Below are 22,216 nucleotides of genomic sequence, written 5' to 3' on the forward strand. Positions count from 1 at the left end.
GATCGATATCAGCCGGCCAGCGCCGCCTGCTCATCGCGCATGGCCATTACCGTTTCGCCGACACGTTTTATTCCCGCTTCTATAGCAGCCGTTAACGGCGCAGCATAGTTGAGTCTCAGGCAGTGACGGTACTTGCCGGAGGCAGAGAACAGTGAGCCTGGCGCGATCCACAGGCGCTCGCTGGCGAGGCGCTCGTTGAGACGCACGCAGTCGATGCCACCCGGCAACTCAAGCCACAACAAGAATCCACCTTGCGGGTAGCTGACGCCGGTATCGGCTGGAAAGTAGCGCTCGACCCAGCCGAGCAGGATGTCACGGTGGCGCTGATACTGGCGGATCATTTCGCGCAGGTGGCGCTCGTAGTGGCCTTGGGTGATGAACTCGGCCACCGCCCGCTGTGGCAGCGTCGCCGAAGCGCCGGTAGAGACGTATTTCATGTGCAGTGCCTGATTGCGGTAGCGACCCGGCGCCATCCAGCCGACCCGTAACCCCGGCACCAGGGTCTTGGAGAAGGAACTGCACAGCAGTATCCGCCCCTCGTCGTCGAAGCTCTTGATGGTCTTGGGACGTGGGGTGGTAAAGGACAGGTCGCCGTAGATATCGTCCTCAATGATCGCCACATCGAAACGCTGGGCCAATGCCAGCAGCCCCCGCTTGCGGGCCTCGGACATGGTATAACCGAGCGGGTTGTTGCAGGTCGGGGTGACTTGGATCGCCTTGATCGGCCACTGCTCCAGCGCCAGTTCCAGGGCCTCCAGGCTGATACCAGTCTGTGGATCGGTGGGTATCTCAAGCGCCTTGAGGCCCTGGGCCTTGAGGATTTGCATGGTACCGTAGAAGCTCGGTGAATCCACCGCTACTACATCGCCGGGCTGGGTGAGGATACGCAGGCTGAGCGATAGCGCCTCCTGGCAACCGGTGGTGACCAGAATATCATCCGGGTGCAACAGGCAGCCCGATGTCGTCGCCAGCCTCGCGATCTGCTGACGCAGTTCCCGGCTACCCGACAGGCTGTCGTAGTTGAGTCCGCGAACGTCGACATGGCGGTGCAAGGTGGCCAGCATCCGCTGCAACGGCCGCAACGTTGCCGCGCCCAGGTCGGGGATACCGCGCCCCAGCATCAGCATTTCGTCTTCGTCCGGCGGACCTCCTACCAGTTCCAGCACCTGGTCCCACTGCGAAACGTCAAGCGGCCGCTGGGCGGGGCGCGAGACGCGAGGCAACACGCTGGGGGTTGTCCTGGGCAAAACGTAATAGCCGGAGCGTGGCCGCGCCTCGGCGAAGCCGGCTTCTTCCAAGCGACGATAGGCTTCCTGCGCCGTGGAGACACTCACCCCCTGCTCGTGACACAGGCTTCGGATCGACGGCAGCCGATCGCCGACCCGATACAGCCCCTGCTCGATGCGCTGGGCCAGCGTCTGTACCACCTGTTCGTAGCGTTTCATGACAGTCATCCCAGGATGGCGGTAAAATCAATACAGATGAAGAAAAAATCTGCGATACAGAGCAATAATTCCTCAATCTGTATCGCAAAAATATTATAGCTCTGAATCTGTATCGATGCATGGGCTAGTCGTAGCCTGTCAGGGAACCTCTGACAGGAGACCACGACGATGCTCCTCGACCATTTGAAACGACTACACTCTGCTTTCTGGCGGCAATGCCAGCGCCACTGCTCACGGCGCCAACTGCTGCGACTGGACGATCATTTGTTGGATGATATCGGTATCGATCGCATTGATGCCCAACGTGAAGGGCGCAAGCCGTTCTGGAAATGACCTCCAACGACACAGGATAGAAAGGAAAAGAAGTATGAAACAGGACAGTCATCGCTATTTGCTGCTGGATGTCTTCAGTGGACGGCCTTTTGCGGGCAACCCCCTGGCCGTGTTTCCCGAAGCGGAAGGCATGGACGACTCACGGATGCAGGCCATTGCCAAAGAGTTGAACCTCTCGGAGACAGTGTTCGTCGGGGCGCCCACGGCAGCGAACCGCTTCCCGGTCCGGATCTTCACGCCTTCCACCGAGTTGCCTTTCGCCGGCCACCCCACAGTGGGCACCGCTCATCTGCTGGTAGCGTTGGGTATGGCCGATCGCCAGCAATCGCTGACCCTACAAGCCAGGGTCGGTGATCTGAAGGTGAGCTTCGAAGACGACTTGGCCTATTTCACCACCGCTCAGCCCGTCGAGGTCGACACCAGCTCACTCGTCCGCTCTACGGCTGCTGGCCTGCTCGGCCTGACACCGTCACAAATCGTCAGCGAGCCGGCGATTGCCTCATGCGGCTTGCCTTTCCATTTGATCGAGCTCGATTCACGGGAAACGCTCGCCCACGCCCAGCCCTCTGCATCGCTTTGGCTACAGCATGTCTCACCCAGCCACGTCGAGCAGGTCTATCTCTATGTGAATGACGGGGGAGCCCTGAACGCTCGAATGTTCTCCACCGAGCTTGGCGGATTGCGCGAAGACCCAGCCACCGGCAGTGCCGCCTCTGCCCTGGCGGGCTTCCTGGCGACGCATCAGGAGGGAATAGGCCATTGGAAATGGCGCATCGAGCAAGGCGTTGAGATGGGGCGCCCAAGCGACATCCTGACCGAGGTCCAACGCGACGATGCAGGCATCATGACGATTCGCATCGGCGGCCAGGCGGTGATCGTCGGCGAAGGGCGCATGTATTCGCGGAGCTGAAACATGCTGCTGCCATACTCGCTATCGAGCCAAAGGAGGTGGTTTCAAGGTTGCGTCTCGTCGTACTGGCTTTCATCGCCAGCTTCATGATCAAAGGCGCCTGGGGACTAGGCGCCACGGTTTTCGCACGGGGGCGGGTGGCATTAGACAACCAATCACGAACGGCTCGTCAGAAAAACGTCACCACCAACGCCATACCCCCCACCAACAGTGCAGTGAACACGGCGATTTCCACCAAGCGATCCAGCCAGCGATCTAACGACACCTGCGTCTGACGACGGCTATCAGCCTGTCGTGCGCGGCGTGTGGCACCACGAGGAGGTTTGCGAGTCGGCATGGCAACGTACCACCGGCGCTATGATTCCGGTTTCCGCACCATCATAGGCTTAACGCCCTCCCCTGACCATTCAGGTATCGCGTTTGCTGATACGTCGTTTGACCGCTGGTTTACGCTGCAACCAATCCTCCTCGCCAAGCAATGCGGCCTCGAAAGCATCGGCGCCTACCGGCGTCTCGTGGCGTTGATAGAGTTCGGTCAGCATCGCCCGGCGATCGGCACGTAATTCACGGATCAGAACGAAGACCATAGCGTAGAGAATGAAAGTGAACGGTAGTGCCGCGACTATCACGGCCGACTGCAACCCTTCGAGCCCACCGGCAAAGATCAACGTCAGGCTGATGGCAGCAATCAATCCTCCCCACACTATGCGCTTGTACAGTCGTGGATTGATCGCCCCCCTGTCAGTCATCTGGGCAACGATGTAGGAGGCTGAATCGGCCGAAGTCACCAGGAATATGAAGATCAGGCACATGGCAACCACCGACAGCACGAGGGTGAATGGCAGATGCTTGAACAACTCGAACAATGCCATGGTGATGTCGTTCTGAGTCGCGGCGGCCAGGCCAACATTGCCGTTCAGCTCCATGTTCAACGCTGCTCCACCGAACACACCGATCCACAGGCAAGCCAGTAATGGCGGTACGATCAGTACACCAAACACATACTCCCTGATGGTGCGCCCACGTGAGATCCTCGCCACGAAGGTCCCTACGAAGGGCGACCAAGCGATTACCCAGGCCCAGTAGAAGATCGTCCATTCACTGGCCCAGGCATTATTAGTGTATGGCGAGATGTGCAGGCTCATGCTGATAAAATGCTGCAGGTAGTCCCCTAGCCCCAGGGTGATGGTCTCGAGGATCGACACTGTTGGCCCGGCAACAAGAACATAGGCCATCAGACCGAGGCACAGAATCAAATTGAGATTCGACAGGCGCTTGATGCCCTTGTCGAGCCCCAGCCAGGTCGATGTCAAGTAGGCCAGGAACATCGCCAACAGAATCACTGCTTGCCACACTACCCCTTCGGATAAACCGAAAACCGCTTTCAGGCCACTATTCACCTGCAAGACGCCCAGCCCCAACGACGTCGCCATCCCCAACACGGTCGCCACCACAGCAAAGATGTCCAGCACCGGGGCATAGCGATGCGTCTGGGGGGTGCTTGGCGGTCACCGATGACAACACCGATGAGACCAGACCAGCCTGGCCTTTGCGAAACTGGGAGTAGGCAATGATCAACCCTACCACCGAGAATGCTGCCCACTGGTGCACTCCCCAGTTGAAATAGCTGTACTGGATAGCGTACCGGGCCGCCGCTTGTGTTTCGGCCGGGCGTGCTCCAAAAGGAGGCTCCATGTAATGGGACATCGGCTCGGCCATACCATAGAACACCAGCCCGACACCGAAACCAGCAGCCAGCAACATGCTGGCCCAGGAAAAGAAACTGTAACTCGGCGTACTGTCTTGCGGTCCTAGACGAATCTTGCCGTACTTGCTGAAAGCCAGCGCCAGCAGGCAGATCACGAAGCCAAACACCGAGAGAAGATAAAACCAGCTGAACAATCGCGCGACTTCACTGAGGGCCGTATTGGCCATCGCGCCGAAGCGTTCGGGAAAGCTCGCACCGACGACCACGAGTGCGAGAACGATCAGTGCAGATATCCAAAAGACGCGTTGCCCTCCAGGATGCAAAGTGGACATGATTGACTCCTTGTCCGCCATCTTTTATGGAAAGGGTGGTGAAATAGATAGTAGGCTAATAATCTATCCTTCATCAGGTGCTGATATGAGCCGACTCTCATCGACCCTGCTGTCCGTTCTCGACCTGGCCCCGATCCGCCAGGGTGGCACCATCGCCGATACCTTCCGCGAGACGGTAAGCTTGGCCCAACAGGCCGAACGCCTGGGCTTCACCCGCTATTGGCTGGCCGAACATCACAACATCGATGGCATAGCCAGTGCTGCCACTGCCGTGTTGATTGGCCATGTCGCAGGCCATACCGCGCGCATTCGCGTCGGCAGCGGGGGCATCATGTTGCCCAATCACCCGCCACTGGTGATCGCCGAGCAATTCGGCACCTTGGAGACACTTTACCCCGGGCGTATCGACCTCGGTCTGGGCCGTGCCCCGGGCTCCGATGGTGAGACCATGGCCGCCATGCGGCGCGATCCCTATTCGGGGGTCAGCGATTTCCCCAAGCAGGTAGCCGAGTTGCAGCGCTATGTGGGCGATGCCACACCGGAGCAGCGGGTCAAGGCCGTGCCCGGCCAGGGCACCCGAGTGCCTTTGTGGTTGCTGGGTTCCAGTGGTTACTCTGCACAGCTCGCAGCACGACTGGGGCTGCCGTTTGCCTTCGCCGCGCAGTTCGCGCCGGGCTATCTGTTCGAGGCACTGCGGCTGTATCGCGACCACTTCCAGCCCTCCGAGGTACTCGACTCACCCTATGCCATGATCGGAATGCCGGTGATTGCTGCCGACAATGACGACCAGGCACAATATCTGGCTACCACCGCGCAACAGAAGTTCCTCAATCTGATCCGCGGCAAGCGTACACAATCGTTGCCACCGGTCGAACGGCTCGACTGGACTCCCCAGGAACAGGCCCAAGTTGCCCAGTTCCTCGGTGCTGCAGTGATCGGCGGCCCCGAGACGATACGTGCGGGCCTGGAGGACATTCTCGAACGCACGCAAGCTGATGAGTTGATGCTCACCACTGATGTCTATGCACATCAGGATCGCTTACGTAGCTACGAGATCATTGCCGAGGTATGGGAAGGATGAGCGCTCAACTCGACTTGGCCGGTATCGTATCCGGTCTCAAACGCATGGCACCGCTATCACTGTTCGTGATCGTGTTCGGGCTCGCCTTCGGCGTGGCGGCACTGCAACGCGGCTTGTCGGGGCTCGAGACCCTGCTCATGAGCGCTCTGGTGTTCGCCGGTGCGTCGCAGTTCGCGGCCTTGGAGTTGTGGGGGCCGCAGATTCCGCTGATCGCACTGATCGCCACCACTTTCGCCATCAACGCCCGCCACCTGCTGATGGGTGCCGCGCTTTACCCCTGGCTACGCCACCTGCCCACGCGTCAGCGCTATGCCAGCCTGACGGTGCTCAGCGACGCCAACTGGGCGATGGCAGCAGCGGACTACCAACGTGGCGAGACCAATGTCGGCATGCTGGTCGGCGGCGGCCTCGCGATATGGCTGGCATGGATGATCGGCACGCTGATGGGGGTGGTGTTCGGCAGTGGTATCACCGACCCCGAGCGCTATGGGCTCGATGTGATCATGGGCTGCTTCCTGCTGGCCATGCTGGTCGGTGGCAAGCGCGACCTGTCGATGTTGGTGCCATGGAGCGTAGCAGCGCTCAGCGCACTGGCGGCGATGGCATGGCTACCGGAAAACTCGCACGTCATCGTTGGCGCCCTGGCCGGTGGCGTGGCCGGCCTGCTGGTACCCGACAAGCCGCACGAGCAGGAGGCATCGGCATGAACCTGCCCGTGACTCCTGCCGGAGCGCTCGCTGCCATTGTCATCATGGCGCTTGTCACCTACCTGACGCGCGCCGGCGGCGTGCTGGTAATGTCGCGCATCCCTATCGGTCCCAAGGTCGAACGCTTCATCAACGCCATGGCCGGCTCGGTACTGGTGGCGGTGATTACCCCTATGGCCGTCCACGGCGACAGTGCGGCACGCCTAGCACTGCTAGCCACCCTGATCGTGATGCTCGTCATCCGCAAGCCGCTGGCGGCAATCGCAGCCGGGATCATCACCGCCGCACTGTGGAGATGGTGGATCAGCCTATGATGGCTAGGCGTTGCTCAAAGAGAGTCCAGACGCTCGGCAATTCGATCCTCAAGGCTGGCTTGATCGTCGGCAAAGCGCCGAATACCCTCGGCCAGCTTGTCGTTGGCCATGGCATCCTGGTTGTGCCCCCAACGGAAGACGGGCTCAGTCAGTAATGCCGGACGCTCGCCACTGGCGGCCGGGAAATCCACCTGGCGCTCCACCCCTCCTTCGGTGCTGGCCAGTTCCTCGAGCAGCGCTGGTGAAATGGTCAGGCGATGACAGCCTGCCAGTGCCAGCACCTGGCCAACGGTGCGGAAGCTCGCTCCCATCACCACAGTGTCATAACCGCCTTGCCCGGCACGTTGGCAGACACGACGCACGAACAACACGCCGGGATCCTCTTCCGGAGCATAATCACGCCCGCTTTCCTTCTTGTACCAATCGGTAACCCGGCCGACGAACGGCGAGATCAGGAATACCCCGGCATCGAAACAGGCCTGGGCCTGGGCTTGACTGAACAGTAGCGTCAAGTTGCAGTTGATGCCGTCTCGCTCCAATTCCTCGGCGGCACGAATTCCCTCCCATGTAGACGCCAGCTTGATCAATATCCGCTCGCGGCCCACCCCCCTCCGCTCGTAGAGTTCGATCAGTTCGTGAGCCTTGCGGATGCTGGCCTGGGTATCGAACGAGAGCTTGGCGGCCACCTCGGTAGATACCCGCCCGGGGATCAACTTGGCGATTTCACTGCCCTTGACTACAGCGAGCCGATCCACTCCGTGCTCGACCTGGAACTGGCGATCGCCACCTTCGGCCTTGACAGCGCTCAGCTCTTCATCGATCAATGCCTGATAGCTCGGCAAATCGAAAGCCTTGAGCAGCAAGGATGGATTGGTCGTGGCATCCTGAGGCTGGTAGCGGCGAATGGCATCGAGATCGCCGGTATCGGCCACTACTAGTGAATGGCGTTTGAGAGCTTCGAGTCGGGTCGTCATGAACAACCTCCCGGAAAAGTGGATTCAAGCCGGAATCTCATGTCGTGCGGCAAGTGCCTGGCGATAGCGAGTATAGATTTCCTGATACGCCTCGACTCGCATGGGCTCGGGATTGGCAAGCGACCCCTCGTCCAGGTGCACCAGGCGTTTACAGAGCGCCTCTAGCGACGTTGCTCCCCGCTGATGACACCACGCTGCCTGCAAGGCTGCGCCCAATGCTGCGGCATCGGTGATCTCAGGGCAGATGACTTGGGTTCCAGTGATATCGGCAACCATCTGACGCCACACGGGGCTCTTGGCTCCACCACCGATCAACCGGATCTGGCTGGCACCCTTGGCCAGGTCACCAAGAAGTTCGAGACCATAGCGCATGCCGAAGGTCGCGCTTTCGACTACCGCACGGCACAAGTTGGCCTGGGTGGTATTGACGCTGGTCAATCCCAGAAAGCTGGCCGAGGCATGTGGCAAGGCTGGTACCCGCTCGCCATTGAAGAACGGCAGGATAGTGACGCCCTCGGCACCGATTGGCGCATTGTCGATTCGCTCGCCGAAGGCCGCCAGGTCGAGACCGAACAACTCGCGTACCAGGGTGGTAGCCGACGTCACGTTCATGGTGCAAATCAATGGCAGCCAGCCACCGTGGCTGGCACAGAAATTGGCGACCATGGCACTTTCGGCACGCACCGGCTCGCGGGAATAAGCACATACCGTACCCGAAGTCCCCAGGCTCAGGGTCACCAGTCCCGGAGCGATATTGCCGGTCCCGATCGCCCCCAACATGTTGTCGCCCCCGCCGCTGGCGACCAGTACCTCATCGCTCAACCCCAGCTCTCGAGCCAACCCGGGGCGAACCACTCCGGCGGGCTCATACGACTCAATCAGTCGCGGCAACACTCGCTCGGCATCCAGCTCGGGGGCAATTTCAGCAAATACATCATCGCGCCAGCGGCGTGTGCGGGTATCGAAGTAGCCGGTTCCCGACGCATCACCGGCCTCGGCGACACACTCTCCGGTCAGCCAGAAGTTCAAATAGTCGTGGGGCAACAGCAAGCTGTCGATGCGGCGGTAAGCGTCTGGTTGGACATCACGCAACCAGGCGACTTTAGAGGCGGTATAGCCGGTCTGCAGCACCAGCCCCAGCTTGTCTAGGCAACCGGCCTCGCCACCGAGCCGCTCGACCAAGGCGGTGTTAGCTACCGCGGTTTCGGTATCGCACCACAACTTGGCGGGATGAACGGGCTCGCCATACGCATCCAGCGCCACCATCCCATGCTGTTGGCCAGAGACACCGATGGCACGAATCGCTCGACTATCGATTCCGGCATTGGTCACGGCTTCCTGAAAAGCGCCTCGGAAGGCATCCAACCATTCGCTGGGCTGCTGTTCGCGGCGTCCGTTGTCACCTTCGATCAGGTGATGAGGCCGACGCGCCTCGCCAAGAATGGTTTCCCCCTCGACATCGACCACCACCACCTTAGTGCTCTGTGTGCCGCAATCAACCCCAACGTACATCTTGCGTTCCTCTTCCAGGCCACGATTCATCATGCTCGCGGTCACGACGATGGTGTAACAAGCCTAGGTCTTATACGAAAAGTCGGCGAGCGACGCTCAGCAGAGATGGTATCTAGCGTATCTAGCACTTGACCAAGGCCTCCACGGTAGCACGTGCCCCCTTGCCATGTAGTCGTCCCAACGCTTCGAGGTAGGCCTTACGAAAGCGGGCATCGCTGCCCAGATCGCCAAACAGCTCTCGGTTGTCGATGAAGGTGGTCGGTTGATGCCGGTTGTTGGCGGCAATCGCCACTAGTTCGTCCTTCAAGCGGTCGACTACCTCGATCGGCTTGCCCTGCTCGTCCTTGCCTTCGACATAGCGTGCCCAGCTCGCCACCACGGCGGCGGCACGATGAATCTCCCCTTCATGGGCGAGCTGCTCACGAATGACGGGTAGCAACCATTTGGGAATACGGTCGGAGCTCTCGGCACACAGGCGGGCCAAGGTGTCCTTGATCTCGGGGTTGGCAAAGCGCTCGATGAGGGTATGGCGATAGACTTCCAGGTCCACACCTGGGACCGGCGCCAGTGTTGGCGTAGCTTCGCGTGTCATGTAGTCGAGCAGGAAATTGACAAACAAGGGATCCTGACAAACCTCGTGGGCATAGTGGAAGCCTGCCAGATAGCCAAAATAGCACAGCGCCTGGTGGCTGGCGTTGAGCAATCTCAGCTTCATCAGTTCATAGGGCTCGACATCGTCGACTACCTGCACGCCCACCTCCTCGAAGGCCGGACGCCCGCTGGCGAAGCGGTCTTCCAGCACCCATTGGGTGAAAGGCTCGCAGACCACCGGCCAGGCATCCTCGACGTTGAAGCGACTGGCCAGTTCCTCGATATCGGGAGATGTGGTCACGGGGGTGATACGGTCGACCATCGAGTTGGGAAACGGCACCTCAGCTTCGACCCAAGCGCCCAAGTCTGCGTCGCGACGTCGGGCGTAGGCCGTGAACATGCGATGAGCGACTTCACCATTACCCTGGATGTTGTCACATGACATCACCGTGAATGGCGCCGCTCCCCGCTCGCGACGCAACCTAAGTGCCTCGACGATTAGGCCGAAGGAGGTTCTCGGCACGTCGGGATTGGCCAGGTCGTGCTGCACGTCAGGATTGTCGAAGTTGAACTCACCACTGACCGGATGAAAATTGTAGCCACCCTCGGTCACTGTCAGCGAAACGATGCGAATGCCCGGGTCGGCCATCATCTCGATCACCGCCTTAGGGTCGTCCGGCGCGAACAGGTAATCGACGATCGAACCGATCACCCGCGGCTCGTAATGGCCATCGGGGTGCTTGACCACCAAGGTATAGAGATGATCCTGGGCTGCCAGTATTTCCCGCATGCGACGATCGCCCGGCATTACGCCGACCCCGACGATCCCCCAGTCCAGCGCCTGACCGCGGTTCATCAGGTCATCCAGGTACATGGCCTGGTGGGCGCGGTGAAAACCGCCGACACCAAAGTGGACGATTCCCGGAGTGACGCTACGGCGATCGTAGTTGGGAATGGCAACCCTGGGATCGAGTTTGTCCAGGTTGCCGTAGTTGAGAGCGTTAAGAGCGATCATAAGGGCACTCCTTGCCGCAAGCGGCAATAAAAATGACTACGAAAAACAGGATGTTGAGGTGTTGCTAACTGAATCGACGAACAGGCCACGAGCCCACAGTGAAGCGATGGCGTCCCATAGGCATTCAGTCCGCTTCCCCCTAGCGCCAGATCACATCGGGCTCAGTCGATCTCGTCTTGATCAGACGGGCATTGAGCATGTCCTTGTGACGAGCGCGCTCCAGCGCCCCTTGCTGGTCCTGCCCCATTCCCAACCAGCGTTGGATCAGGCGCGCCTCGAGCACTTCGTCAGGTACCTCAAGGAACAGCGTCATGTCGAACAGATCGCGTAGTGCTGGCCAGGGCTCTTGATCCAGCAGCAGGTAATTGCCCTCGACGATGACGATGCGATGCTCCAACGTGATCAGACGACCGCCGGCACGAGCCAGATCCAGGGGTCGATCGAATATCGGCACGGCAACGATTCGATCGGCACGGCGGATACGCTCGAGATCGTGTTTGAGTCCATCAGGGTCGAAAGTCTCGGGAGCTCCTTTGATCGGCAATAGCCCCTGAGGCTCGAGAATGGCGTTATCGAGGTGATAGCCGTCCATCGGTACCACGGAGGCAATGCCAGGCTGGCGTTCGTTGAGTTCCCGGCACAGCCATTCCGAGAGAAACGACTTGCCAGCGCCGGGCGGTCCCGCCAAGGCCACGACGAAGCGTTGACGATTGCCCGCCGCCTCCAAAATCCGCACGGCCAAATCATGAATATTGGGATTCATTGTTGTTCTCCCTACCTTATAAGATAAGGCTTGTTCGAAAAGGCGACGAGCGATGACCAGACAAGGCAAAAATCGACGAGAAGGCGAAGTTTACGTGTTGTAAATGAGGTCTTTGAGTCGATTTTTAACGCCGTATGGTCGAGCGCAGCTAGTTTTCGGACAATGTCTTCAGCTCATCCAATTGCCGCCGTCCACATTCAACGTCTGAGCGACGACGTAATCGCTGTCATCGCTGGCCAGAAATACCGCGGCCCCGGCGTGGTCCTCGGGGCGGCCCATGCGACCGAACGGCACCGCTTCCCCCACCAAGCGTTTCTTCTCACCGAGCGGACGCTTCTCGTAGAGGGCGAACAAGGCATCGACCTCGTCCCACATCGGGGTGTCGACCACGCCCGGCGCAATGCCGTTGACGTTGATACCGTGCTTGATCAGGTCCAGTCCGCACGACTGGGTCAGGCTGATCACCGCTGCCTTGGAGGCGCAATAGGTACTGACCAAGGGTTCGCCGCGACGCCCAGCCTGAGAGGACATGTTGATGATCTTGCCGCCCTGGCCTTGCTCGACCATGGCACGAGCCACGGCCTGCAGGGTAAAGAACAGCCCCTTGGTATTGACGGCAAACTGCTTGTCGTAGCTTGCCTCGGTGACCTCCAACACCGGCGCCATGTCGAATACAGCGGCGTTATTGACCAGAATGTCGATGCCACCAAAACGCTGAGTGGTCTCCTCGACGAGGGCATCGATCGAGGCGCTATCGCAGACATCCAGGCGCATGCCCAGTACCCGATCACCTCCGGCGAGCTGTGCTACGGCCTCGTCGATGGCAGCGGTGTCGATATCGGCGACCACGACTCGTGCGCCCTCGGCGAGATAGCGTTCCGCGATGGCCAATCCGATGCCACGCGCACCACCGGTGATGACGGCAGTTTTTTCTTTGAGTTTCATCGTGTATTTCCTTCCTGGGTGGATCCTTGGAGTACTGAACGTTCGCGCTCTTCCCGCCAGTGCTCGATCAACTCTTCCAGACCATGCATCCCCGACAAGGTCCGCCATGCTCCGGCCTCGGTGAGTCGCCGGGCATGGCCATCTTCGATATGACTGGCCCCGGTGAAACCTATCACTGTCATGCCCGCGGCATGCGCAGCCGCGACGCCAGAGACACTGTCCTCGACCACCAGGCAATCCCGTGGCCGACACCCCATGCTACGTGCCGCCAGCAGGTAAACATCGGGAGCAGGCTTGGGCCGCTCAGCCTGCTCGGCGGTAAACAGCGGCACCTCGCCGAGCCGGGCATTCAACCCCGTGGTCTCCAGTGACGCCAGCACACGCCGGCGACTGCTGTTGGAGACGATAGCCAGAGGCAGTTCGAGACTGGACAGGACTGTCGCGACGCCTTCGATCGCTTGCAGTTCCTGGGCAAGGCGAGCTTCGATGGCGGTATCGATCAGTTCCAGGGCATCGTCAGGCAGCGAGTGGATACTATGCCGTTCGATATACGCAAGAATGTTCTCCGTGGTCATACCCAATGCCTGGCGCAAGACCGTCTCGGGCTGGATATCCGGCAGCCACTGCTCAAGACGTTCAATCAGTGTCGCCTCGGCAATGGCCTCGCTATCCACCAGTACGCCGTCACAATCGAATATCAGGGTTTCCATGGGCGCTCCCGTCACTGGTCGCTAGCTTCGGATGACACCCGGTTGTCCTGACGGCGAAGGCCGGCCAGGGGATGCTGGTGAAGGCTGGGCAGAGCCATCCCATCGGCATCGAAGAGATGGGCTCGCCCCGCTTCAAAGCCAAAATTCACCTTGTCATGCACACGGTGAGCAACATCGCCGTCGGCCATGATGGTGACCATCAGCTCGCCCATCTGGACATACAGCGAGGTCTGGCCTCCGAGGCGTTCGAGAACCTGGATTTGCCCTGTCAATGCCCCCTCGTCGTCAAGTACCAAGTGCTCGGGACGGATGCCCAGTTCCAATGAAGCACCGACACGTTGATCCTTGCCCTCCACTGGCACCTGAGTGACGGCGCCACCGGGCAAGCAAACGCTGACGCCCTCAGCACCGGCCTCGACGACTTGGACATCGAGGAAATTCATCTTCGGTGAGCCGATGAAACCGGCCACAAAGCGGTTGCGGGGATGGTGATAAAGCTCCATCGGCGAGCCGACCTGTTCGATCACCCCACCCTGCAGGACCACGATCTTGTCGGCCATGGTCATGGCCTCGATTTGATCGTGAGTGACGTAGATCATGGTGGCATCGAGTTCCTCATGCAGACGCGCCAGTTCGATGCGCATCTGCACGCGCAGTGCCGCATCGAGGTTGGAGAGCGGCTCATCGAACAGGAAGATGCTGGGATTGCGCACGATGGCGCGGCCAATCGCCACGCGCTGTCGCTGCCCCCCGGACAGCGCCTTGGGTTTACGGTCCAACAATGGCTCGAGTTGCAGGATGCGCGCCGCTTCGAGCACCTTCTGACGGCGCTCGTCCTTTGGCACTCCGGCCAGACGCAAGCTGAAGCCCATGTTGTCCTCGACGGTCATGTGCGGGTAGAGGGCATAGCTCTGGAACACCATGGCCAGGCCGCGGTCGGCCGGCCCCACGTCGTTCATGCGCTGCCCGTCAATGACGATATCCCCGTCCGACGTGCTTTCCAGCCCTGCGATCATGCGCAGCAGGGTCGATTTGCCACAGCCCGAGGGGCCGACGAAAACCACGAATTCACGATCGTTGACCTCGAGATCCACCCCCTTGATGACCTGGGTGTCGTCGAAGCTCTTGACGATCTGTTTGAGTTGTAGCGTTGCCATAAGGGAATCCTCGTTATTTGACGGCGCCGAATGTGAGACCGCGAACCATCTGTTTTTGGGTCAACCAGCCGAACACCAGGATCGGTGCGATGGCCATGGTCGAGGCAGCGGAGAGCTTGGCCCAGAACAGCCCTTCGGGGCTCGAGAAGGAGGCGATGTAGGCGGTCAACGGTGCTGCCTGCGAGGAGGTCAGGTTGAGGCTCCAGAACGCTTCGTTCCAACTGAGGATGACCGACAGCAAGCCTGTTGAGGCAATGCCCGGCAGGGTCAACGGCATCAGCAGGAAAATCACCTCCTGGAATGTGCTGGCTCCGTCCATACGACCCGCCTCGAGGATGTCCTTGGGCAGGTCCTTGAAGAAGGTGTAGAGCATCCACACCACGATCGGCAGGTTCATCAGCGTGTAGACAATGGTCAGCCCGGTGCGGGTATCGAGCAGGCCGAAATCACGGAACAACAGGTAAATGGGCACCAGCACCCCGACCGGTGGCAGCATCTTGGTGGACAGCATCCACAGCAACGTACCTTTGGTCCGCTTGGTGGGCAGGAAGGCCATGGAATAGGCCGACGGGATGGCAATCAGCAGCGCCAGCAGCGTCGAACCGAAGGCCACCACCACACTGTTCATGGCGAATTTGAAGTAATCGGCCCGCTGCTGTACCTCGATATAGCTGTCCAGGGTCGGTGAGAAGATCAGGCTGGGATCAGCGATAGCCGCTGCCTCGGTCTTGAACCCGGTCAAGACCATCCAGAAGATGGGGAAAAAGATCGTTCCGGCAACCACCCAGCCCAGTGCCGTCAGCAGTAGCCGCTTGGTATTTACCGTCGTCACCAATGGCCGTCCAGGGGCCTGCGTGGCGGTTGCCAGACCAGCATTCGGCGTAGAGCTGAGTTGCTTGTTTCTTACAGTCGTCATGGGAGGCTCCCCGCGCTAGCTTTCCAGATTCTTGGCCACCATCCGAACCAGGAAGATGGCGACGATGTTGGCCAGGATGATGGCAATCACCCCACCGGCGGAGGCAGTCCCGACATCGAAGTCGAGCAGCGCACGGATATAGATCAGATAAGCCAGGTTGGTGGTTGCCAGGCCTGGACCACCGGAAGTGGTAACGAAGATCTCAGCGAAAACGGTCAGCAGGAAGATCATCTCGATCATGATCACCACACTGATCGCCCGTTTGAGATGCGGCAGAGTGATGAAGAAAAAGATCGCCACGGGTCCTGCACCATCCATGCGTGCCGCTTCCACTTGATCGTCGTCCAGCGACTGCATCGCGGTGAGCAGGATCAGTAGTGCAAACGGCAACCACTGCCAGGCAACGATGATCACGATCGAGGTCAACGGCAATGAAGAGAACCAGTCGAGAGCAGGCAATCCGATCGACTCGGCCAGCCAGGCCAGCACGCCATTGCTCGGGTGCATCATCATGTTCTTCCATACCAGGGCACTGACCGTTGGCATGACGAAAAACGGCGAGATTGCCAGCACCCGGGCCACGCCGCGTCCCGGAAACTCCTGCTGGAACAGCACCGCCAGCAGAGTACCGCCGACCACGGTGATAACCAGCACCCAACCAACCAGCAGCAGCGTGTTGCCCATCGACTTCCACAGTGCCGGATCGGTGAGTAAGTATTCATAATTTTCCAGCCCGGCGAAGCCGGTCATACCGGGCATCAACAAGTTGTAGCGCTGGAGGGAGAACCACAGGGTCATGCCCAGTGGCACCAACATCCACAGTAGCAGCAGGGTGACCGCGGGGGCTTGCAGCGACAGGGTGCGAAATCCCCCGACGGTACGCCCGGAGGCTCGTGTCTTGTTCATGATCGTTTACCGCAAACGTTGGGGTGGTAGCGGCCGAGGCGAACCCCGGCCAAGGAAAACGCATCAATCCAGGTAACCGGCGCGCTTCATGGTCCGCTCGGTAGCCGTTTGCGCGGCTTGCAAGGCCTGTTCGACCGTGTTGTCGCCAGCCAACGCCGATGCCACCATCTGACCGACCTGGGTACCGATCGACTGGAACTCGGGGATGCCGACGAACTGCACTCCCTTGTAGGGGCTGGGCTCGAGGGTCGAATCGTTGGGATCCGCGTCACGAATGGCATTGAGCACAAAGTCAGCGAACGGTGCAGCTTCCTGGTATCGAGGATTCTCGTAGGTGGACTCACGAGTACCCGGCGGAACGTTGGTCCAACCTTTGGTTTCGCCTACCAACTCGACATAGTCCTGCGAAGTCGCCCAGGTAACGAAGGTCTTGGCAGCATCCTGCTTCTCCGAGGAGGACGGGATGGCCAAGGCCCAGGACCACAGCCAATGTGACCCTTTGGGTGTTTCGGCAACCGGAGCCGGGGCAAAACCCAACTTGTCGGAAACCTTCGACTCATCGGCGCCATAGAGCTTGCCTGCAGCTGAGGTGGCATCTACCCAGATAGCGCAATTACCCCGTGAGAACAGCGCCAAATTCTCGTTGAAACCGTTGGACGTGGCGCCGGGAGGGCCGTAGTTGTTCAGCAGGTCGACGTAGAAGCTAATGGCTTCCTGCCAGGCCTGGGAATCGAGTTGGGGGTTCCAGTCCATATCGAACCAGCGACCGCCGTACGTATTGACCAGGGTCGAGACGAAGGCCATGTTCTCGCCCCAGCCCGGCTTGCCACGCAGACAAATACCGTAGGTTCCTTCCTGCGGGTTGTGGAGCTGGCTTGCCCAGTCGCGGACCTCTTCCCAACTCGGCTGCTCGGGAACCTCGATGCCAGCCTCGTCGAAAAGATCCTGACGATAGAACATCATCGAACTTTCGCCATAGAACGGTAATGCATGCAGAGTGCCGTTCTGGCTCAGGCCATCTCGAACCGGCTTTAGCAGGTCATCGACCTGATACTCCTCAGGCAAGTCATTGAGCTCGGCCAGCCAACCGCGTTCGGCCCAGATGGGTGCCTCATAGGTCCCAATGGTCATCACATCGAACTGACCGCCACCGGTGGCGATATCGGTAGTCAGGCGCTGGCGCAGTACATTCTCCTCGAGAACGACCCAGTCCAGTTTGATGTTCGGATGCGCCTTCTCAAACTCGCTGGTCAGGCTTTGCATGATGACCATGTCGTTATTGTTGACGGTGGCCACGGTAATGGTCTCGGCACTCGCGGCAGTCGCAGTGGCGCCAACGACCGCAATGCCGGCAAGGGGGAGTGCACGGGTGAACTTCATGGCTGGCTCCTGTTCAAGAAATCTTGGCGTTGTTGTGGAAAGTCGCGATCTTGTTTTTGATCAATCTACTCAATCATCGATCAAATGATCGGATAGAAGCCAAAAAAACGCAAAGAAACAGGGATTAGACTTTAGGCCAACGCTTCGGAACCGATGATATAGCGCGCCGCATTCTCGTCAGTGATCAAGCCCTTGAGCCAGCCGCCACGCAGCGCGGCCAGGATAGCCGGCCCCTTGTCACGTCCTCCGGCCAGCGCCACCAGCGACTGGTTGCGGAACATTTCGAGCGGCAAGCTGGTGACACGACGAGTAATGGAGCAATCGATCACCTCGCCGGACTGGTTGAGTGGCCAGCCCAGCAGTTCACCCACTGCCTCCAGGGAGAGCAATTCCTTGAGTTCAGCCTCGCTGATGAAGTGGTCCTGGAACAGGGTCGCCTGGCGGTCGATGCGCCCAACTCCGATAAAGGCAGCCTCAGCCCCTTTGGCCACTTCGGTAATCGCCTGGAACAGCCGCTGGCCAAGCATGGCTTCCTTCTCTTCCACGGAACCGGCTACCACCGGTGCCGGCAACAGGAAGCGCTCGCCACCGGTCTTGTCTGCCAGCACCATGACCCCATCGTAACGGTTCGCGGAGCCGTCACGGGCAACATTGCCGACCAGCGATACGAAGCGGTGCTGTGGCCGATCGATGCGGCTGAGCGCTTCTACCATAGCCCGCACCGAGCGACCGGTTCCCAGCGACAGGGTCAAGGGCTCGGAGCGATCCAGATATCGGGACAGGCGTTCGGCGCCGGCGACGGCCAAGTAATACGCACTGCTGTCGGCGGCATCAGGATCGGCGGGCACCACGTCGCAGAACTCCAGCCCGAAACGCTTGAGAATGGCATCCGACATCACCATGCAGTTGGCAAGTGGATGATCGATATGCACCTTGATCAGCCCTTCCTGACGAGCCAGAGCCAGTAGCCGCTGTACGCCGGGGCGCGATACGCCGAGTTGGCTGGCGATCTCGTCCTGGGTGCGTCCGCCGACGTACGATAACCAAGCCGCACGAGCCGCCTGATCCAGTTTCAGTTCGAATTTATCCACGTGATCCGATCATTCCGGGTTGCATTGGATGCCAAGAATCATCGCAAGCCTACCCGCAATGCACAATAACCACGCCGGTCATCATCGACAGCCAAGGATTTTGACGCACAATGAAGGGAACGATGTTCTTTCACTGAGTTCCAAAGGGCACTTACCAACCTAGCCACTCCACCTACCGGGCAACAGCCGTCGCGACGACATAGGAGTTCCTTATGACCGACCCCCGCCACGACCGACAGCGCAATGCCGCTTGGTATGCTGCCCAGCAATGGCGCGAGAGAGCGCAGCAGGCTCGTCCACAAGGTGGCATCGGCGGATTTCGCCTGATCCTGACTTGGCTGCTGTTCGGTGTGATGATGATCGTCGGCACCCTGTTGGGGCTATTTTTCCTGCTTGTCGGCTGGGCCATGCTCCCCTTCCTGCGCTACCGCATGAAGAAACGCATGGAACGCATGCGCGCCGAACAGGCTGAGGATATCGGTGGTGATGATTTCGGAGCACGTTACGAACACTCAGGACGTCACCGGGATGTGCTGGAAGGACAATACGAAGTGAGAGATGACGCTCGCGACCATGGTCGCTAGACGTGGTAAGCAGCACGACGACTTACCGAGGATCCTTCAACTCGTCGCGAATGAGTGCAGGACATCCTCCTCGCCAATATCGTCATAGAACCCGCCCAAAGGCCCTTTCCCCGTCCGGCAGCAGCCGAATGGGGAGCGGGTCATGCTTTCGTCTCCTTGCAAGATATCGTGCGTAAGTCAATGGTATAGCAGGCTATCTTTCTACACTTGAAACACAACAAGAAGCTCGTAGGCCAGCCTGCGATATCGGAGACTGATGCATGCCACTCTTCCGCCTTCTGTCGTCATTGGCGACGAACTGGCCGCGACATCGAGCCTGTCGACACTTGGTAGGTTTCATCCTGCTCTTGTTCTGCTGGCTAGGAAGCACGACGCTCCAGGCGCAGACATTGCGAGTCGGCGTGCTGCAGTTCGGTACCGTCAGTTGGGAACTGGAGGTGGTCCAGTCCCACCACCTGTTGGAAGAATACGACGTGGAACTCGAGGTGGTGCCGCTGGCCTCCGAGAATGCACTAGCCGTGGCATTGCAGGGTGGGCGAGTCGACCTGGTCGTCTCCGACTGGCTATGGGCAGCGCGTCAACGGGATGCCGGCCGTCACTACCAGTTCGCGCCTTATTCGTTGTCGGTGGGTGCCGTGATGGTCGCCCCCAATGCGGGCATCAACAGTGTGGAACAACTGGCCGGCCGCCAGTTGGGTATCGCCGGTGGGCCGGTCGACAAGACCTGGATCCTGCTGCGAGCGTATGCACGACGCGTCCATGGCCTCGATCTCGACGCATCGGTCGAGCCCACCTACGCCGCTCCGCCAATGATCAATGCCCTGATGCGCGACGGCCGCCTGACCGCAGCGGTTAACTTCTGGCACTACAATGCCCGCCTCACGACGTTGGGAATGCAACCCCTAGTGACTGTCGAGGGAATGCTCGAGGAACTTGGCATCGCCCCGGTTCCCCCCTTGCTTGGCTGGGTCTTCGACGAGAGCTGGGCGCATGAAAACCGTGAGGCGTTGCGTCACTTCCTGGAGGCCACCTATCAGGCCAAAGCGATTCTCGCTACCGACGATGCCGCCTGGGAGCCGCTGCGCGATCTGGTCAAGCCGGAAAACGACGCCATGTTCGAAGCGCTCAAGGCAGGCTATCGCGCCGGCATTCCCAAGCGCTATGGCGAAGCCGAAATTGCTGCCGCCCGGGAACTCTTCGCGGTGCTGGCCGAGGAAGGCGGTGGTGCGCTCACTGGGGATGTAAAACAGCTTGCCCCAGCCGTGTTCTGGGATGGCTTTCGGCTACCATGAGATCACGCCATTGGCCGTTACGCGGTGCCTCGTTGCTGGGCCTGATCCTACTCTGGGCCATCGCCGCACTGATCGCCAGTACCCCGATGCTACCGGCCCCTCATCAGGTCTTGGCCAGTGCCTGGCAGCATAGCCTCAGCGGCGAGTTGCCCTACCACCTTTCGACCACTCTGGCGCGGGTCCTGGTGAGTTTCCTGCTGGCCATGGGGATTGGCACGGCCGTCGGCATTGCCATGGGCCGTTACCGACAGCTCGATATTGCCCTGGATGGCGCCCTAGTGCTGGGACTGAATATTCCGGCCCTGGTGACCATTATCCTGTGTTACATCTGGTTCGGGCTCACAGAGGTCGCGGCGGTGATAGCGGTCTCGCTGAACAAGATCCCCACCGTGGTGGTCACGGTGCGCGAAGGAGCACGCGCGGTGGATCCCCGCCTGTTGGCCGTCGCCCAGGCCTACCGCCTGCCTCCATGGCGCAAGCTGTGGAGAGTCTATCTTCCACAGTTGTATCCCTACCTGATGGCTGCGGCACGCGGCGGTCTGGCACTGATCTGGAAGATCGTACTGGTGGTGGAATTGCTCGGACGCAGCAATGGTGTCGGCTTTCAGTTGTACTCCTACTACCAGTTTTTCGATATCACCAGCATCCTGGCCTATACCCTCACCTTCGCTGCCGTCGTGCTGTTGGTCGAAGCACTGATCATGCGGCCCCTGGAGAATCGACTGACGAGGTGGCGCAATGCCTGACCTGGACGTTCGCATCGATGAAAAGCGTTTCGGAGAGGCAGTAATCCTGCGCGATCTCACCTTTAGTGCACAGCGTGGCGAGTTTCTGGCACTGGTCGGTCCTTCGGGAGTGGGCAAGAGCACCCTATTGCACCTGATCGCCGGACTCGACACCCACTTCGACGGTTCCGTTCATTGGCATGGAACCCCCCTTCACCATCATCCCCAGGCTCCCAAAAGCCTGGGAATGATGTTTCAGGAACCACGCTTGATGCCGTGGTTGAGCGCCCTCGACAATGTACGTTTGGTGCTGTCCGGTACCGAGGCAGAAGGGGATCGAGCACGGATGCTGTTGCAAGAAGTGGGACTCGGTCACGCTCTCGACGCCTGGCCCAACCAGCTTTCCGGCGGTATGCAGCGTCGCGTGGCCCTGGCGCGGGCCTTCGCGGTCGCCCCCCGGCTACTACTGATGGACGAGCCTTTCGTCTCGCTGGACATGCCAACCGGCAATCGACTGCGCGAATCGTTACTGGAACTGTGGAGGCGCGACCGCCCGCTGGTGCTGTTCGTGACCCATGACCTGCGCGAGGCACTGGCACTAGCCGACCGTGTGCTGTTCATGTCCGAGCCACCGGCACGCATCATACTGGACTATGTGGTGCCACTGGAGCGCCCTAGGCAACTAGAAGGCACGGCAATCGCCAAGCTGCAAGAACAGTTGTTCGCCCACCATCCAGACCTGTTGTCCGGAGCGCTGGACGCGCCTTCCGAGAGCCGAGACAAGCCATGAAGGCGACTCGCCGAATGGTGGAAAAACCTCGTTAT

The 22,216-nt window shown here is 59.9% G+C and carries 22 protein-coding genes and 1 pseudogene; 9 read left to right on the plus strand and 14 right to left on the minus strand.

Annotated features, from left to right (window positions below):
* Window positions 1-8 precede the first annotated feature (8 nt).
* Entirely contained in the window at window positions 9-1,445 is a 1,437-nt protein-coding gene (locus L861_RS14530; RefSeq protein WP_016417218.1) for an aminotransferase-like domain-containing protein, read from the minus strand.
* Between the two features lie 168 nt (window positions 1,446-1,613).
* Between L861_RS14530 and L861_RS24240 the strand changes: the two genes are divergently transcribed.
* Together L861_RS24240 and L861_RS14535 are read left to right on the plus strand one after the other, a co-directional pair.
* Window positions 1,614-1,778 (plus strand): YjiS-like domain-containing protein, encoded by a 165-nt coding sequence (locus L861_RS24240; RefSeq protein ID WP_016417220.1) that lies wholly within the window; start codon window positions 1,614-1,616, stop codon window positions 1,776-1,778.
* Between the two features lie 34 nt (window positions 1,779-1,812).
* The gene (locus L861_RS14535; protein ID WP_016417221.1) at window positions 1,813-2,688 is read left to right on the plus strand and encodes a PhzF family phenazine biosynthesis protein; all 876 of its coding nucleotides are present in this window, start codon (window positions 1,813-1,815) and stop codon (window positions 2,686-2,688) included.
* 169 nt (window positions 2,689-2,857) lie between these two features.
* On the opposite strand, the gene L861_RS24800 is transcribed toward L861_RS14535, so the two are convergent.
* Entirely contained in the window at window positions 2,858-3,025 is a 168-nt protein-coding gene (locus L861_RS24800; protein ID WP_016417222.1) for a hypothetical protein, read from the minus strand.
* Between the two features lie 70 nt (window positions 3,026-3,095).
* Window positions 3,096-4,728, minus strand: a pseudogene (locus tag L861_RS14540) (BCCT family transporter).
* Window positions 4,729-4,813: 85 nt separating this feature from the next.
* Here L861_RS14540 and L861_RS14545 point away from each other — a divergent pair.
* From L861_RS14545 to L861_RS14555, 3 genes are read left to right on the plus strand one after another with little or no spacing between them, the layout of a single operon-like run.
* Window positions 4,814-5,809 (plus strand): LLM class flavin-dependent oxidoreductase, encoded by a 996-nt coding sequence (locus L861_RS14545; protein WP_016417223.1) that lies wholly within the window; start codon window positions 4,814-4,816, stop codon window positions 5,807-5,809.
* Entirely contained in the window at window positions 5,806-6,516 is a 711-nt protein-coding gene (locus tag L861_RS14550; RefSeq protein ID WP_016417224.1) for an AzlC family ABC transporter permease, read from the plus strand. Before L861_RS14545 ends, L861_RS14550 begins: the two co-directional genes overlap by 4 nt.
* Window positions 6,513-6,830, plus strand: a complete 318-nt coding sequence (locus L861_RS14555; RefSeq protein WP_016417225.1) for an AzlD family protein — start codon at window positions 6,513-6,515, stop codon at window positions 6,828-6,830. Before L861_RS14550 ends, L861_RS14555 begins: the two co-directional genes overlap by 4 nt.
* A 14-nt stretch (window positions 6,831-6,844) precedes the next feature.
* Here the strand turns inward: L861_RS14555 and tal are convergent, their stop codons facing one another.
* From tal to L861_RS14610, 11 genes are all read right to left on the minus strand, one after another.
* Window positions 6,845-7,804, minus strand: coding sequence for a transaldolase (gene tal / locus L861_RS14560; RefSeq protein WP_016417226.1), 960 nt, complete (start codon window positions 7,802-7,804; stop codon window positions 6,845-6,847).
* A gap of 24 nt (window positions 7,805-7,828) precedes the next feature.
* Window positions 7,829-9,316, minus strand: a complete 1,488-nt coding sequence (gene xylB / locus L861_RS14565) for a xylulokinase (protein ID WP_027948098.1) — start codon at window positions 9,314-9,316, stop codon at window positions 7,829-7,831.
* Between the two features lie 121 nt (window positions 9,317-9,437).
* Window positions 9,438-10,922 (minus strand): mannitol dehydrogenase family protein, encoded by a 1,485-nt coding sequence (locus tag L861_RS14570; protein ID WP_016417228.1) that lies wholly within the window; start codon window positions 10,920-10,922, stop codon window positions 9,438-9,440.
* A gap of 139 nt (window positions 10,923-11,061) precedes the next feature.
* Window positions 11,062-11,685 (minus strand): nucleoside triphosphate hydrolase, encoded by a 624-nt coding sequence (locus L861_RS14575; RefSeq protein ID WP_016417229.1) that lies wholly within the window; start codon window positions 11,683-11,685, stop codon window positions 11,062-11,064.
* A 168-nt stretch (window positions 11,686-11,853) separates the two neighbouring features.
* Complete coding sequence (locus L861_RS14580) at window positions 11,854-12,630, minus strand: L-iditol 2-dehydrogenase (protein WP_016417230.1); 777 nt, start codon at window positions 12,628-12,630, stop codon at window positions 11,854-11,856.
* Window positions 12,627-13,340 carry an HAD family hydrolase gene (locus tag L861_RS14585; protein WP_016417231.1) on the minus strand — a complete coding sequence of 238 codons (714 nt, stop codon included), beginning with the start codon at window positions 13,338-13,340 and terminating at the stop codon, window positions 12,627-12,629. Before L861_RS14585 ends, L861_RS14580 begins: the two co-directional genes overlap by 4 nt.
* An 11-nt stretch (window positions 13,341-13,351) precedes the next feature.
* Entirely contained in the window at window positions 13,352-14,497 is a 1,146-nt protein-coding gene (locus L861_RS14590) for an ABC transporter ATP-binding protein (protein WP_016417232.1), read from the minus strand.
* Window positions 14,498-14,510: 13 nt separating this feature from the next.
* Window positions 14,511-15,413, minus strand: coding sequence for a carbohydrate ABC transporter permease (locus L861_RS14595; RefSeq protein WP_016417233.1), 903 nt, complete (start codon window positions 15,411-15,413; stop codon window positions 14,511-14,513).
* A 15-nt stretch (window positions 15,414-15,428) separates the two neighbouring features.
* On the minus strand, window positions 15,429-16,319 hold the full coding sequence (locus tag L861_RS14600; RefSeq protein ID WP_016417234.1) for a carbohydrate ABC transporter permease: 891 nt from the start codon (window positions 16,317-16,319) through the stop codon (window positions 15,429-15,431).
* A gap of 63 nt (window positions 16,320-16,382) precedes the next feature.
* The gene (locus tag L861_RS14605) at window positions 16,383-17,699 is read right to left on the minus strand and encodes an ABC transporter substrate-binding protein (RefSeq protein ID WP_016417235.1); all 1,317 of its coding nucleotides are present in this window, start codon (window positions 17,697-17,699) and stop codon (window positions 16,383-16,385) included.
* A gap of 131 nt (window positions 17,700-17,830) precedes the next feature.
* On the minus strand, window positions 17,831-18,790 hold the full coding sequence (locus L861_RS14610; RefSeq protein WP_016417236.1) for a sugar-binding transcriptional regulator: 960 nt from the start codon (window positions 18,788-18,790) through the stop codon (window positions 17,831-17,833).
* A gap of 212 nt (window positions 18,791-19,002) precedes the next feature.
* Here L861_RS14610 and L861_RS14615 point away from each other — a divergent pair, with 212 nt between their 5' ends.
* From L861_RS14615 to L861_RS14630, 4 genes are all read left to right on the plus strand, one after another.
* Complete coding sequence (locus tag L861_RS14615) at window positions 19,003-19,374, plus strand: hypothetical protein (protein ID WP_016417237.1); 372 nt, start codon at window positions 19,003-19,005, stop codon at window positions 19,372-19,374.
* A 260-nt stretch (window positions 19,375-19,634) separates the two neighbouring features.
* Window positions 19,635-20,666, plus strand: a complete 1,032-nt coding sequence (locus L861_RS14620; RefSeq protein ID WP_016417239.1) for an ABC transporter substrate-binding protein — start codon at window positions 19,635-19,637, stop codon at window positions 20,664-20,666.
* The gene (locus L861_RS14625) at window positions 20,663-21,412 is read left to right on the plus strand and encodes an ABC transporter permease (protein ID WP_021029206.1); all 750 of its coding nucleotides are present in this window, start codon (window positions 20,663-20,665) and stop codon (window positions 21,410-21,412) included. Before L861_RS14620 ends, L861_RS14625 begins: the two co-directional genes overlap by 4 nt.
* Window positions 21,405-22,181, plus strand: coding sequence for an ABC transporter ATP-binding protein (locus L861_RS14630; protein WP_016417241.1), 777 nt, complete (start codon window positions 21,405-21,407; stop codon window positions 22,179-22,181). Before L861_RS14625 ends, L861_RS14630 begins: the two co-directional genes overlap by 8 nt.
* Window positions 22,182-22,216 lie beyond the last annotated feature (35 nt).

This window comes from Litchfieldella anticariensis FP35 = DSM 16096 (assembly GCF_000409775.1).
GTDB lineage: Bacteria > Pseudomonadota > Gammaproteobacteria > Pseudomonadales > Halomonadaceae > Litchfieldella > Litchfieldella anticariensis.

What these genes read in the sequence shown, in the direction of transcription:
- L861_RS14600 (WP_016417234.1), bottom strand. Translation starts at nt 16,319, where the DNA reads ATGAACAAGACACGAGCCTCCGGGCGTACCGTCGGGGGATTTCGCACC.
- tal (WP_016417226.1), bottom strand. Translation starts at nt 7,804, where the DNA reads ATGACGACCCGACTCGAAGCTCTCAAACGCCATTCACTAGTAGTGGCC.
- L861_RS14555 (WP_016417225.1), top strand. Translation starts at nt 6,513, where the DNA reads ATGAACCTGCCCGTGACTCCTGCCGGAGCGCTCGCTGCCATTGTCATC.
- L861_RS14535 (WP_016417221.1), top strand. Translation starts at nt 1,813, where the DNA reads ATGAAACAGGACAGTCATCGCTATTTGCTGCTGGATGTCTTCAGTGGA.
- L861_RS14630 (WP_016417241.1), top strand. Translation starts at nt 21,405, where the DNA reads ATGCCTGACCTGGACGTTCGCATCGATGAAAAGCGTTTCGGAGAGGCA.
- L861_RS24800 (WP_016417222.1), bottom strand. Translation starts at nt 3,025, where the DNA reads ATGCCGACTCGCAAACCTCCTCGTGGTGCCACACGCCGCGCACGACAG.
- L861_RS14625 (WP_021029206.1), top strand. Translation starts at nt 20,663, where the DNA reads ATGAGATCACGCCATTGGCCGTTACGCGGTGCCTCGTTGCTGGGCCTG.
- L861_RS14550 (WP_016417224.1), top strand. Translation starts at nt 5,806, where the DNA reads ATGAGCGCTCAACTCGACTTGGCCGGTATCGTATCCGGTCTCAAACGC.
- xylB (WP_027948098.1), bottom strand. Translation starts at nt 9,316, where the DNA reads ATGTACGTTGGGGTTGATTGCGGCACACAGAGCACTAAGGTGGTGGTG.
- L861_RS14590 (WP_016417232.1), bottom strand. Translation starts at nt 14,497, where the DNA reads ATGGCAACGCTACAACTCAAACAGATCGTCAAGAGCTTCGACGACACC.
- L861_RS14530 (WP_016417218.1), bottom strand. Translation starts at nt 1,445, where the DNA reads ATGAAACGCTACGAACAGGTGGTACAGACGCTGGCCCAGCGCATCGAG.
- L861_RS14605 (WP_016417235.1), bottom strand. Translation starts at nt 17,699, where the DNA reads ATGAAGTTCACCCGTGCACTCCCCCTTGCCGGCATTGCGGTCGTTGGC.
- L861_RS14545 (WP_016417223.1), top strand. Translation starts at nt 4,814, where the DNA reads ATGAGCCGACTCTCATCGACCCTGCTGTCCGTTCTCGACCTGGCCCCG.
- L861_RS14580 (WP_016417230.1), bottom strand. Translation starts at nt 12,630, where the DNA reads ATGAAACTCAAAGAAAAAACTGCCGTCATCACCGGTGGTGCGCGTGGC.
- L861_RS24240 (WP_016417220.1), top strand. Translation starts at nt 1,614, where the DNA reads ATGCTCCTCGACCATTTGAAACGACTACACTCTGCTTTCTGGCGGCAA.
- L861_RS14575 (WP_016417229.1), bottom strand. Translation starts at nt 11,685, where the DNA reads ATGAATCCCAATATTCATGATTTGGCCGTGCGGATTTTGGAGGCGGCG.
- L861_RS14570 (WP_016417228.1), bottom strand. Translation starts at nt 10,922, where the DNA reads ATGATCGCTCTTAACGCTCTCAACTACGGCAACCTGGACAAACTCGAT.
- L861_RS14615 (WP_016417237.1), top strand. Translation starts at nt 19,003, where the DNA reads ATGACCGACCCCCGCCACGACCGACAGCGCAATGCCGCTTGGTATGCT.
- L861_RS14620 (WP_016417239.1), top strand. Translation starts at nt 19,635, where the DNA reads ATGCCACTCTTCCGCCTTCTGTCGTCATTGGCGACGAACTGGCCGCGA.
- L861_RS14585 (WP_016417231.1), bottom strand. Translation starts at nt 13,340, where the DNA reads ATGGAAACCCTGATATTCGATTGTGACGGCGTACTGGTGGATAGCGAG.
- L861_RS14595 (WP_016417233.1), bottom strand. Translation starts at nt 15,413, where the DNA reads ATGACGACTGTAAGAAACAAGCAACTCAGCTCTACGCCGAATGCTGGT.